The sequence below is a fragment of the Sporolactobacillus terrae DSM 11697 genome (genome assembly GCF_000648615.1).
Taxonomy (GTDB): domain Bacteria; phylum Bacillota; class Bacilli; order Bacillales; family Sporolactobacillaceae; genus Sporolactobacillus; species Sporolactobacillus terrae.
In genome coordinates, this window is record NZ_JFZC01000027.1 from 18,356 (window position 1) to 31,406 (window position 13,051).

A 13,051-nucleotide genomic window follows, 5' to 3' on the forward strand; every position below is an offset into this window, starting at 1 on the left:
CTTAGACCTGTCTTTCTTGATCACCTTTAGTCTACAGGTTAATTATGAACTTAGTCTTCATTGCGATCCGCGACTGTGAAAAATTTTTTGTAATTCGCGCCGCTCCAACTGCTCGCTGGCACGCATCAACTAAGCACGATCCCGCAGGCGTCTCGCTCTGCGCTTTGATTCTTGGCCAAAACACTGGGCTATTGGTTTGAAGACAGGGCAAAATCTTATACTTTCTTTTCCCGTGAAAAAGGCGTCTCAAAGTCAACGAGTGACTTTGGAACGCCCTCTTTCAGGTATTGTTTATGCTTTAATATCGCGGCGTGTGTAGAAAAGCCAGCCGACCAAAACGAAAATGATGTAATAAACGACGAGAACTGCGAGTGAAAAGCCGAGGGTCATGTCGTCGCGCAACGGCGATCCGGTCGTATACTGCGTCAGATCGGTATTGGCAAACAGCACATATTTTACCCAGTCATATTTGGCAAGCAGACTAACGACAATTGAGGAAGCCATCAAGGTAAAGATCGATAGGCCAATCGCAAGTCCTCCGTTTCGGAATGCGGCGGCGATCAGTCCTGCGAACGTCACCATCATGAAGAGTGAGACGCAATTGAGCAGGTAGTCCTTCCAAACGGCGAGCGTCCAACTCGATTGGTAGACCGTGCCATGGTCATACACCAGATGGGCCTCACCCGCACCGCCAAAGCCGAAGAAGATCCCGCCCACAAGCCATGAGGCGATAAACAACGTGATCAGACAAACAACGGTGAACAATAAAGTAGAAATATATTTCGACAGAAGAATTTCCGTGCGATAGATCGGACGAATCAGCAGCAATTTAATCGTCCCCGTGTCGAATTCGCTGGCAATCGAGGTGGACACGACGATAATGGTGAAAATGCTGATCACAATAATCAGGTTGCTGCCCGCGCCTTGAACAAAGCTCCACAACGTTTCGCCTTGCGCCGGTTTTAGATTATGATCGATCCGGTACTCATTCATCTTGATTGTTTTCTTAAAGTAATCGGTGGCCTGTTTGTTCCCTTTTACCGATGCCATTTGTTTTTCCATGTTCTTATTGTCTTGAACCAGCATCTGTTTCCAATTGTGATCATTCTTTGGCTCGGGACTGTTTAATTTAATAATGAGACCGGCGGTTAAAATCAGCCCTAAAAGAATGATAATCATGACTTTCGCCGATGTTCGGCGATAAATTTTCATGTTTTCATTTTGCAGCAGTCCAAAAAAATTACTCAACGCTCTTCCCCCCTGTAACTTCCAGGAATCTGTCTTCCAGTGATTTTGCAACAGCGGCTACACCATAAATCCTTATTTTTGAAAGCACCAATGTATCGACGACGACCGGAATTTTTTCATGTTCCACCGGCAGTTCGATCGTTGTCTCGTCAATCCGTTCGGTTTCAATCGCCAGCTTCTCTTTGATCGCTTGCGCGGCTAGGCGACCATCATCAACCTGAATCCGTACTTTTGCCGCACCTTTTTCAATGAATTCATTGACTTTTTCAACGCCGACAAGTTTTCCTTTTTGCAGAATGCCAATGCGATCGCACATCAGCTGCATTTCGGAAAGCAGGTGGCTGGAAACAATCACCGCCACGTTTTCTTTGCGCGACAATTCATGCAAATAGTTGCGCAAATCATGAATACCTTGCGGATCAAGTCCGTTCGTTGGTTCATCAAGAATCAGCACAGATGGGTGATGCAGCAGCGCTTGAGCGACACCGAGGCGCTGACGCATTCCGAGCGAATAGCGCTTCACTTTTTCATGAATACGATCCTGAAGTTCAACCAATTTGACCACTTCCATAATCCGGTCTTTGCTAATTCCCGGGATCATGCGCGCATAGTGAATGAGGTTCTGGTACCCGGTTAGGAATTTGTACATTTCCGGATTCTCAACAATCGCGCCGACCTGACGGATTGCTTTTTTAAATTCGCCATTGATGCTGTGGCCCTGTATGTAAATGTTTCCCTGGGACATTCTCATCAAGCCAACGATCATACGAATGGTCGTCGTTTTCCCTGCACCGTTGGGACCAAGAAATCCGAAGACTTCACCGCTGTAGATCTCAAAGCTTAAATCATCAATAATCGTTTTCCCGCCAATACGTTTACTCACATGTTCCAAGCGTACGGCCGGTTTCTTTTCTGCGGCATTATTCGCCATACTTTTCCACCATCCAATCACTCAGACTTAACTTCTCATTGCGACGAATCGCTTCAACACGCTTCTGATCAAGAATCACTCCGTTTTTAATCAGAATGACCGAATCCAAGAGTGGTTCGATTTCCTGCAATTCATGCGTTGTGATGATCACCGTCTGTTTTTCCAAATCAACGAATGAAATCAAGCCCTTAATAATTGAGCTGCGCACCATTGGGTCCAGTCCGGAAAGCGGCTCATCCATCAAAAGAAACGGCACCTCGCGGGCAAGCGTCACAACAATTTTCAAACGGCCGCGATTGCCTTTTGAGAGATGCTTGACCTTCTGCATACGATCCAACTTCATGAAATCGAGCATCTCTTCAGCTTTCACGCGATTAAAATCACTGAAGGTACGCGCATAAAAGTCAACGGTTTCCAAGACCGTAAGAAATGAATAATAACTGTCCAACTCAGACAAATAGGCGACCTTTCGACAGATTCTTCGATTGGCCGTCTCACCATCAATGAGCACAGTGCCATGTGTGGGTCGGAGCAATCCGGCGATCAGCTTCAACGTTGTTGACTTGCCGCTGCCATTTGAGCCGATCAGCCCGGTAATCTGGCCTGGTTCGATTTGCAGGCTGACGTCTTTCAACGCTTTTTTCGTTAAATAGCGCTTCGATACGCCTTCTAACTGAATCATTCCTTTTCCTCCTTATCCGTTAAAAAGTCTTTCAATCCATCCAGCATTTCCCGTTCTGAGTAACCCATTTCACGCATCTCAGACACAAACAGCTTGATATGGCTGGTTTTCAATTCCTCGCGCATGCGCTGCAGTACGGCAGGTTTCTCCGTTACAAAGGTCCCCTGTCCACGTTTTTTCTCAACGATGCCCGTTTCTTCAAGTTCTCGGTACGCACGCTGCACGGTATTCGGATTTACTGCCGCGTCAATAGCCAACTCTCGAACGGAAGGCAAACGTTCACCTATTCCAATTTCACCGCGGATAATCCTGTTTTTAATACGCTCGCACAATTGTAAATAGATCGGAACAGACGGGTTAAATGGCTGGGCCATGCGCGTTCTCCTCCTTGCTGTCACATTCGTTATTCATACACTTATGATGCCTCCAGCTTATGATCGGTTAGCCAAGCAGCCAGAATAAACATAATCACCGTTTTCACCAGATCAAGGACAATATCGCCCACCGTCAGACCAATTGGATCAGCCGTTGCAAAATCTGTGCTCAGCGTTGTCGGTGCGCCGTCCGGCATTACAAAGTGCAGCACTGAAACATTTTGAATCGGGCCCCAATCGGTTAGAAACGCGAATGCTCCGGATTCGATAAATTTCCCATCAATAATGGAGTAAACCACGATGCCGACAATCAAGACGATCCAAGCCCATTTTCCAATGCGCGACCGCATCGTGCGCTGAACCATCCAAAGGAAAAGAAAGGTGATCCCGCCGCCGATGCCGCTCCAAATCAAGATCAGCACAGCAAGCATGGTGATTCGAAAGAGAGATAATTCCTGCGGCATCTCGGTGATTCTCATCAGACTTACCCATGTGTAGGTGCCGACAATCGCCGTAGTGCCGATAAAGTAAACCAACGCTCCAGACAATTTTGCAAGGAGCATTGACCATCCGGGCAGCGGATTCTGCATCCAGATATGAAACGTTTTCCGCTCCTGAATGACCGTAAAAAGCAGGTATACCGGAACATAGAACAACAACAGAATGGTCAGCATGACACCGATAACCATCGGTGCGACATTTCCGTCATCGCCGTAGCGAAAGTTCAAGAATACGCCCAGAGCCATGAGCAGCAGCTGCAGGATCAAAAAGATCACGAAAGCCATCCAGCCGAGCCTCAATTCCTTTTTGAACAATGTAAACCAAACCGTTTTCATGTATATCCCCCGTTTATTTATATTACCGTATTAGTTAAATAATACACTAGACATCCCGTTTTGTCAATTCACCTTAGAACGTGCTTATAATTTTTCAATACCGAGCAGAATCGCCACGCCATTGAACAGAAGCAAGAGGATTATGGGAATGGAGGTAAAAAAGTACAACCACAATTTCTTTTCCGGACGCTTTTCCCACGCAGCATGCAGCCAGCTTCGAATAGCATTTCTATTTTTATAGAGAAAAACGCCAAGAACCAGGAAGACCGCAACAAGTAACCCGCTATTCAGGATGGCTGATAATACCTCAGAGTGTACCGCACTGATCGCTTCGCTCAGCAAGTTGTTCAAACTGTGTATGAGTATGGTCAACCAAATGGAATAGGTCTTTGCCAAATAGCCAAGAACTATGCCGGTTCCAAAGGCGACCGGCAGTTGAATAATATTGCCGTGCATCATGCCGAACAGCAGCGCCGAACCCGTAATCGCAAAAAATGAGCCAAAGCGTTCTAGGCTGCGCAAAACAGCGCCGCGATAAATAAATTCTTCAAAGATCGGTGCAATCAAGCAAGTATAGACAAACATACTGATTGTCTTCGACCCTTCCAGAATTTCTTCAGACGGCTCTGCCGTATAACCGAAAAGATGCAGCAGTCCTTCGACCGGATACATGATCAGCATGAAAATCATATTAAGTCCGAGAACAAACACAAACCCGATAAAAACGATGCGACGATTCATCCTTTTTCCAACAGTTGTTAAATCATGCGTCCAAAACAGCTTCTTTCGATAGATCAGGAGCGGGATAAAAGCGATCACCACCGCAAGAATCATCGGCCAGCCGCTTTCCTGCAGGGGATTAATGAATTGTTTCTCCATCTGTTGTTCCGTCAGGTCAGGGGTGAGAAACAGCGCCGGGAAGATTTGAACAACCATAAATGCAATCACCACGGCCCATAATAATCCCCCTTGAAACAGCAATGAAATCCCCAGTTTTCTAAAATGACGCTTTATTTTCTTCCGTTTAGCTCTATTACCATTCATAAGCATCCCTCTAACACATCATTGTATTAGTAAAATAGTACAGTGATGATTTGTTTCTGTCAATTCCCGGTTGGGTTAGACCCGCACGCAAAGCGTAAATATTCCCGCGTTCCTTTACTGAAGCTGGGTATGCTATAATAAACCGACAAAACGAGAAAATGGAGTTGAACGCATCTTTGTTACTTGATTTCAATCAAAAGCTTGCGATTATTGAATCCTTTAGCGAACTTGAACAAAAGAAAGTCTCACTGGGAAGGCTGAATTTCCAATACAATGGTAGTGCGACAGACAAGAAAAACGTCGTCTATCATCTGCATCCGAACGGCAACGGCTATGTATACGCCAAAGGAATTGATGGCTACGATGCTGATGCCAAAGGTATGGTCAACATCCGCGATTTCTCTGAAGAGGAGCTCCGAGAATTACTGAAAAAAGCCATTTTTGCGCTGTCGCCTGAAGGCCTCTATAAAAGAGAAACCGCGAACGGCAACGATCACGAACTTTGGGTGACGCCAAGCGGCCGGAGCGAACTGGAAATTGTCTACGACAATGCATTGTGGAACGTCTATGCTGGAGATTTACTCGACGGAACGTTCCGAACCTATAAAGAAGCGGTGGAATATTTAACGGAAGAAGGCTTCGTCCGGAAATGAGGCGCCGCAGGCAAGCGGCGCTTTTTTCACACTGGTAAGAAAGTATAAAAAATAAAAGATTTTCGGTAGAACGCCGCGTCCTGCGGCTCACCGAACACTAGGCCGTCCATGGCCGTCGCGACGGCGACTTTGCCTTCGCCAGAGGCTTGGCAAAGCCAAGTTTTCCAATAGGTGATCCACCGTTACACATCCCCGATCTCTTCTTGCTCATTCCCTATCCGTCTTTGCTCGCAGGATAAGGTTTTGCCTCGTCTTCAAACCCATAGACCCGTATCTTGACCGAGAATCCGAGCGAAGGTACTCTGACGCCTGCGGGATCGCGCTTTATTGATGCGTGCCAACGAGCCCCGCAGATTTCTGCCTGTCTGGGGAGACTCGTGGTGCACCCGCGGCAAGCGAATAACCGAAGCGACGATTCAGCACTGAAAAGACATGAACCCGCCACACATAGCTGAAAATGAAGGACCGGGCGTATTTTACCCGGTTTTTCTTATTTTCTACCATTTCTAGCCCATTCTTCATGTGATGTTGCTCGTCTCTCACGCTCACCCTAACAAAATTATTGTTTTATCTATAACATTCATCACATTATTTATTCACTTTTTAAAATTTTTATTGACACCTTTATGTAAGGCTACTAAACTATAAATGCTTAGTTGAAAATGATTATCATTTCCAATACGGAGGTGTTTGTATATGAATCGGCGCCATAGCATCGGCGCAATCATGATCGTGTTGCTTTTGCTCAGCCTTCTCCATCCTTTTCCTGCACATGCGGCAAAGGCAGTGGATGTCTCTCCTGCACTGAAAGACTTGAATCAGGCGATCACCGCCCTTCAAAAAGGTCAATCGGCGGATGCGCCTTATTCATCATTTAAAACGTGGTGGCAGCAGCACAAAACAGCGGTATCTAAAAGCTCGCTCGATGTCTCCATTCAATTAAGTCAGGACATCAGTTCCGCTTCACTAGATCTGCTTAACGGCAATCGCAAACAGTCAATCAAAAGTCTCAGCACGCTCAGGCAGACGCTTCAGGATTACCAAAGCGGGTTATATGGCGGCGTCAAAAGTTCGACGCACCAATCCCTAGGTTCTTACATAACGGAGCTTGAGAACGCCAAACACGCTTTGGAGCAAAAGGATTGGGTCACCGCAGCCACCCAGGTCAAACAGTTGCAACAGGACTGGCTTTCTGTAGAAGGGGATGTGGTCAGTCAATCACAGAGTATCTATACCGAGTCGGAGAAAAATCTCGTCATGATGGATGCTTACCTGGCAAATCCGAAAACGCATTCAAAAGCGCAGCCACTGATTGACGAGATGATCACGAGCCTTAAACCACTCGCCTCAGCGAATTACGGGATGTGGGATGCCGCACTCATTCCGATTCGCGAAGGACTTGAGGCTCTGCTCGTCATCGGCGCATTGCTGACGTTTGCGCGCAAAGCCGATTCAACGCCTGCTAAGCTGTGGATCTGGAGCGGTACAACGCTTGCCATCGTTGTCTGTCTAGCTGTCGGCGCACTGGTTTCGTTCCTACTTTCAGTCGCTTCCTTCGGCAACAACAATTCGCTGATCAACGGCTGGTCGGGCGTCATTGCCAGTCTGATGCTACTCTATGTCGGCTACTGGCTGCACCGCAATGCTGATATCCAACGCTGGAATGCGTTCATTAAGTCGCAAACGGCTCAAGCAATCAGCAAGCGCAAAATGATCTCGTTTGCGCTGCTTGCCTTCATCGCTGTGCTGCGTGAGGGCATGGAAACCGTCATTTTTCTTATTGGAATGGCCGGACGCATGCCGGCATCAACGTTGATTCTCGGGATCGCCATTGGCTTCGGTTTTCTAATCGTGATCGGTGTGCTCATGCTGAAGCTTGGCGTTCTGCTGCCGCTTCGTCCATTCTTTATGATCTCAAGTTTTGTGGTCTTTTACTTAGGTTTCAAATTTATGGGTTCAGGCATCCACAGTTTGCAAATGGCCGGCGTATTGCCTTCCTCGGTGTCCGATCGTTTGCCTTCCGTAAACAGTCTGAGCATCTTCCCATCCTGGTACAGCATTGTGCCGCAGGCGATATGCCTTGTTATTTTCGTCATCGTTCTTTCAAAAAGATGGTTGATGAACGTATTTCATACAAACAGCAAACAAGCCAAGGAGGCTTAACTTCTCATGACAAATCAAAAGAAAATCATGTTTATCCTTTTAGCTGCACTGATGCTCCTCCCCATCTCCGCTTGCAGCAGTGCGCAGAAATCCGATGGTGAAAAATCAGCACAAACAACCGCAGATCCAGTTAAACAGGGGACGAAAAAGATGCAGCAAATCAACAAGAATCTTCAAGCAGCGTTAGAAAAAAACGATACCGCCGCCATTAAAAAATACGGCAAACAACTAAACACTCAGTGGCTTTCCTATGAAAATGGTGTCCGTGACCGTTTCCCGCTCCAATACGCAAAAATTGAACGCTATCAGCAACCGATTTATGCGCAATCAAATTTGGAAAATCCCAATGCAGCACAAGTTAAAGAAAACAGCAGGGCCTTGACCGACCAGCTCAGCGATCTGCTTGCAGCAAAAGAAACCAAAGCAAAACCGTCCAAGCAAATGGATCAGGCCGTTGATGATTACTTGAAGTATGCTGATGAACAGATTGATCAGCTTGTCAAAACAACCAAACCTTTCGTCCAGGCAGTTAAAGACGGAGACGTTGAAAAAGCGAAGAAACGCTATACATTGCCGCGTATCTACTACGAACGGGCCGAACCAATCGCTGAAAGTTTCGGAGACCTTGATCCGGCAATCGACGCACGGATCAATGACGTAGAGACCGAATCCGACTGGAGTGGCTTTCATGAAATTGAACGCGCGTTGTGGGAGAAGAACAGTCTGAAAGGCCAAGAAAAGTATGCCGATAAGCTCATGGCCGATGTGCTCAGTCTGCAAAAGAAAGCAAAATCGTTCAAGCTGACACCAAAAGCGATGGTCGCCGGGGCAATGGAACTGCTTGAAGAAGCCGCAACCAGCAAGATTACCGGTGAAGAAGAGCGCTACTCACATACAGATCTCGTCGATCTTCAAGCAAATGTTGACGGTTCAAAAGCCGTTTATCAGGCTGCCATTCCGGCGCTGATTCAAGGCCATAAAGATCTGGCAAACCAAATCGACAAGCAATTTCAAGCGTTTGACAAACAAATGCTGAAATACAAAAAATCAGATACCGAATACGAAGACTATACGAAACTGAACAAAGAACAGATCCGAGAAATCAGCAATGAATTGAGCAAGCTATCCAAGCTGATGGCCCAGACAGCAAAAATATTCTAAACAGAAAGGGTTGATCCCTCATGGCCAAAGATGATCTGAGCACTCCAAATGAGCAAAAAGAGTACTCAAGACGGGATATGTTGAAAATGACGGCACTCGCCGGCGGAGGCATCGCGCTTGGCGCAAGCGGCTTCGGTACTGTACTTGAACTGCTTGGCAATAAAAACGGTGAAGCGAATGCCGCAAATCAATCCACCGTCCCATTCTTCGGAAATCATCAGGCCGGCATCACAACTGCCCATCAAAACTACGGTTATCTCGCCGCATTCGACATTGATCCATCGGTACATGATGCAGCCAAAATCATGGCACTATTCATCACTTGGACACGCTTGGCTGCCACGCTGACGCAAGGCAAACGCGAAGTCAACAGCGACAATAAAGAGCTGCCGCCAAACGACACGAATGAGGCGCGCGATCTCGGCGCGGCAAATCTAACGATCACCTTTGGACTTGGTCATTCTTTCTTCACCAAGGATGGGAAAGACCGCTTTGGGGTCGCAGCCCACATGCCGAAACAGCTCACAGCGATGCCGCATATCGCCCATGAAACGCTGGATCCTGCTATTTCAAACGGAGATCTTTGTGTTCAGGTCTGTGCCGATGTACAGCAAGTGGCCTTTCATGCCTTGCGCAATCTGATCAAAGAAGCACTTGGCACAGCGAACATTCGCTGGATGGAGTCGGGCTTTCTCAATGCGCCAAAGGGCCAAACTCCAAGGAATCTATTTGGCTTCAAAGACGGAACGGCGAACGTCGCTGATTCTGAGGACCAGAAGAACGTCATCTGGACAGGCAGCGATGAACCGCAGTGGATGCGTGGCGGAACCTATCTTGGCTACCGTAAGATTAAAATGATCATTGAAACTTGGGATCGGGATTCGTACAGCGATCAAGAAAATGTTTTCGGACGAAAGAAAAATTCCGGCGCACCATTCGGACAGAGGCATGAAAAAGATCCGGTCATTATGAACAAGATGCCAGCAGATGCGCATGTTCGACTGGCACATGGAACGGGAAAACAGATTTACCGGCGCGCCTATTCATACACGAACGGCATCCAGCCGCAAACCGGAAATTTAGACGCGGGGCTTTTATTCATTTCCTATCAAAATAAACCCCAAGACAGCTTCATTCCAATGCTGCGTTTGCTTGGTAAAAGCGATGCGCTCAATGAATATACCGATCACATCGCCACAGGACTGTTTGCCATCCCTGCCGGCATTAAGAAAAATGAGTATTTCGCTCAGCATTTATTTGAATAACTTGGATACGTTCTGCCCTCGTGCTCCTGTGCACGGGGGCTTAATTATTTCCACGGCTAGCCTAATTCACGTATAATAATCTTAATAATCAGTCAGAAATGCATTGTGTGAATCAAGAAAAGCGTTTTACACCCCTACAGCGAAGCGCAGCCAATCGATCCTCTGTCATTCTTTTAAACGAAGATCACGAAACGGTTTTTCATACAGAAAGGACAATACAATGAAATCATTAAACCGGCATTAGACCCGTTCTGAGTCACCTCCGCCCATCTGCGATTTTTTCACCATTACAATAAATGGAGGAAATAAAATGCGAACAGAACAACAAATGAACCAACGGATTCTGGACCAGGCAATCAATGATGAACGCATTCGCGCGGTCATCCTAAACGGCTCACGGGCAAATCCGGATGCGCCTCGTGATTGTTTTCAAGATTACGATATCGTTTACGTCACACGCAAAGTATCCGCGTTCACGTCTGACCATCGATGGATCGACGTCTTTGGTGAACGCATCATCCTGCAGATGCCCGATCTGACGGACATCGGCTGCGGAACGCCAGCATTATCCGATCAGCACTTCACCTACTTAATGCTCTTTAAGGATGGCAACCGAATCGATTTGACGCTGATGACTCCGGAACAAGCCAACGATTATGTGAATGGCGACAGTCTGAGCGTCATCCTGCTTGATAAGGATGGGCAATTTAATGCCGTACCACCTTCATACGACCGGAATTACCACATCGCGCCACCGAGCAAACAGCAGTTCGCCGATTGTTGTAATGAATTTTGCTGGGTAGCACCCTATGTAGCTAAGGGGTTATGGCGCGGCGAAATGCCTTATGCCAAAGCGATGCTTGAGAACCCGGTCCGTGATATGATGGTACGCATGCTCTCTTGGCATGCAGGCGTACGCACTGATTTTACTGTGAGTGCAGGCAAATGTGGCAAATACTTGCCTCGCTATGTCGAAGCAGACGTTTGGCAAGACTATCTAAGCACATACCCGGATGCAGATTCAGAGCACATCTGGCAAGCTCTTTTTCGCATGCGCGCACTTTTTCGACGACTTGCGCAGCATGTGGCAGATCATTTCGGCTATGAGTACGCCAAAGCCGATGACCGGAACGTCACTAACTATTTGAATCACGTGCATGCACTGCCTAAAGAGGCAAAGGCGTTTGACTAATCGTTAGACAGCAAAACTCGGACACACAGGTGCCCGAGTTTTTTTATTATCGTTGCGCTGAGTGTATTAGCCTTGAAGCTTCTCTTCCTGAAACGCGCCGCGGCGGCTGACTGTCCATGCGCAAAAACTGACCGCGAGCATGCCGATAAACGAACCAATAATGATGCCAATGGCTGATGTATACTGGAACAGCACCCCGTAAACAAACATGCCAAGCGGCTGCAGCGAGGTCGCGCCAACCATCAAAATCGTAAAAACACGGCCCTGGTAATGCATCGGAATCGTCTTTTGCATGTATGTGGTCAACGGTACGTTAACAAAGACCAGAACCAGTGCCAATACAAAATTAATGCTCCCAAAAATGAAGGTCGACACCCATGAATTGAGTGTAAAAAGAAGCGGAATGATGGCGAAAATCAGTGGCAGTCCTTCAAAAAAAAGCGACTTGCTGACCATTCCAATCGGATTGCTGTCCACTGTCAATTTCGCCGCCAGAAGCCCGCCGGCGACCATCCCTAATGAAAACAGCGCTTCAGTGAGACTGTATTGAATATTTTGCATGTGCAGGACTTGAACAATGAGATACGGGAAACCAACGTTAAATACACCGCAGAGAAAGTTGAGTACCGAGGCAACGAGAATCATCATCAAGATCAACGGTCGTTTTTTCACATAAACCAATCCCTGCCTCATCGATGCCCACATCGACTCTGATTTGCTGCCCTGCTGCATGACAGGCGGTTCAACAAGCTGAAAGTTCATCGTGAGCACAATCAGAACAACCACGAGCTCAGCGACAATTTCAAAATAGATAAATGACCGAAACGGTACGAACGCAAATACGACACCGGCAGCTATAGGCCCGAGAATTTGCGCAAGCGAGTTTGCCGACTGCTCCAAGGCATTCAACTGTTGAATAAACGCTTTTTCGACAAGACGGGAAATTGCTGACATATACGTTACACTGAATAGGCGGGCATTTAGTCCGAGGGTCGCCACCATGATGAGCACCATTAAATAATGCCAATTTCCAAGCAGCGGGAAAAGCAGACTGTACACAATCAGTAAAAGCACACATCCGATTTGTGTCGAAACCATAACGCGCTTGTGATCGTAATGATCGGCAAGGTAACCGATAAATGGTGAAAAAACAATGCCAATTAGCGGACCGATCAATAAAGTTGTTCCGAAATTCATTGCCGATCCGGTCAGTTTTAATATGTATAAACTGATTGCAAAATTAAAAAGTGAGCTACTGAAGCTTCCGATAAAATCGCTAGTGACGGCTTTTTTTATTTGCCGCTGTGACGCCCGTTTCAGATAAAGGGCTTGGTCTGGATCCATATTCTCACCTTCGATTGTCCATGATCTTCCAATTATATACCTTATCCTTTTAGCCAAAAAGATTTTTCAGAAGTTTTCGAAAGAAAATATGCTTTGTCTCTAGGGAACCTCGTCATCAAATGGTTAAAACTAGTCCAAGCCATACGAAAAACCGGGCA

The 13,051-nt window shown here is 46.8% G+C and carries 12 protein-coding genes; 5 read left to right on the forward strand and 7 right to left on the reverse strand.

What is annotated here, in order from left to right; all coding sequences use genetic code 11:
• Window positions 1–291: 291 nt before the first annotated feature.
• The 6 genes from AA84_RS0104075 to AA84_RS0104100 form a co-directional block, all read right to left on the reverse strand.
• Window positions 292–1,248, reverse strand: a complete 957-nt coding sequence (locus tag AA84_RS0104075) for an ABC transporter permease (protein WP_028976138.1) — start codon at window positions 1,246–1,248, stop codon at window positions 292–294.
• Window positions 1,241–2,179, reverse strand: coding sequence for an ABC transporter ATP-binding protein (locus AA84_RS0104080; RefSeq protein WP_028976139.1), 939 nt, complete (start codon window positions 2,177–2,179; stop codon window positions 1,241–1,243). Before AA84_RS0104080 ends, AA84_RS0104075 begins: the two co-directional genes overlap by 8 nt.
• A complete protein-coding gene (locus AA84_RS0104085; protein ID WP_028976140.1) occupies window positions 2,169–2,861 on the reverse strand; it encodes an ABC transporter ATP-binding protein in 693 nt (230 codons plus the stop codon). Before AA84_RS0104085 ends, AA84_RS0104080 begins: the two co-directional genes overlap by 11 nt.
• Window positions 2,858–3,235 (reverse strand): GntR family transcriptional regulator, encoded by a 378-nt coding sequence (locus AA84_RS0104090; protein WP_028976141.1) that lies wholly within the window; start codon window positions 3,233–3,235, stop codon window positions 2,858–2,860. The genes AA84_RS0104085 and AA84_RS0104090 overlap by 4 nt, the downstream gene beginning before the upstream one ends.
• A gap of 41 nt (window positions 3,236–3,276) precedes the next feature.
• The gene (locus AA84_RS0104095) at window positions 3,277–4,071 is read right to left on the reverse strand and encodes a hypothetical protein (RefSeq protein WP_037562927.1); all 795 of its coding nucleotides are present in this window, start codon (window positions 4,069–4,071) and stop codon (window positions 3,277–3,279) included.
• Between the two features lie 84 nt (window positions 4,072–4,155).
• Complete coding sequence (locus AA84_RS0104100; RefSeq protein WP_051575196.1) at window positions 4,156–5,115, reverse strand: CPBP family intramembrane glutamic endopeptidase; 960 nt, start codon at window positions 5,113–5,115, stop codon at window positions 4,156–4,158.
• Between the two features lie 158 nt (window positions 5,116–5,273).
• Here AA84_RS0104100 and AA84_RS0104105 point away from each other — a divergent pair, with 158 nt between their 5' ends.
• The 5 genes from AA84_RS0104105 to AA84_RS0104125 all read left to right on the forward strand — a co-directional run bounded on the left by AA84_RS0104105 (window position 5,274) and on the right by AA84_RS0104125 (window position 11,549).
• Window positions 5,274–5,768 carry a hypothetical protein gene (locus AA84_RS0104105; protein ID WP_028976144.1) on the forward strand — a complete coding sequence of 165 codons (495 nt, stop codon included), beginning with the start codon at window positions 5,274–5,276 and terminating at the stop codon, window positions 5,766–5,768.
• Window positions 5,769–6,464: 696 nt separating this feature from the next.
• Window positions 6,465–7,931 (forward strand): FTR1 family iron permease, encoded by a 1,467-nt coding sequence (locus tag AA84_RS17035; protein WP_051575195.1) that lies wholly within the window; start codon window positions 6,465–6,467, stop codon window positions 7,929–7,931.
• Window positions 7,932–7,937: 6 nt separating this feature from the next.
• Window positions 7,938–9,092, forward strand: a complete 1,155-nt coding sequence (gene efeO, locus AA84_RS0104115) for an iron uptake system protein EfeO (protein WP_037562929.1) — start codon at window positions 7,938–7,940, stop codon at window positions 9,090–9,092.
• 20 nt (window positions 9,093–9,112) lie between these two features.
• The gene (gene efeB, locus AA84_RS0104120; protein ID WP_028976146.1) at window positions 9,113–10,357 is read left to right on the forward strand and encodes an iron uptake transporter deferrochelatase/peroxidase subunit; all 1,245 of its coding nucleotides are present in this window, start codon (window positions 9,113–9,115) and stop codon (window positions 10,355–10,357) included.
• Window positions 10,358–10,667: 310 nt separating this feature from the next.
• On the forward strand, window positions 10,668–11,549 hold the full coding sequence (locus AA84_RS0104125; RefSeq protein WP_028976147.1) for an aminoglycoside 6-adenylyltransferase: 882 nt from the start codon (window positions 10,668–10,670) through the stop codon (window positions 11,547–11,549).
• Between the two features lie 66 nt (window positions 11,550–11,615).
• Here AA84_RS0104125 and AA84_RS17040 read toward each other — a convergent pair whose 3' ends face one another.
• Window positions 11,616–12,893: an MFS transporter gene (locus AA84_RS17040; protein WP_028976148.1), complete on the reverse strand. Its 1,278-nt coding sequence runs from the start codon at window positions 12,891–12,893 to the stop codon at window positions 11,616–11,618.
• Window positions 12,894–13,051: the final 158 nt, after the last annotated feature.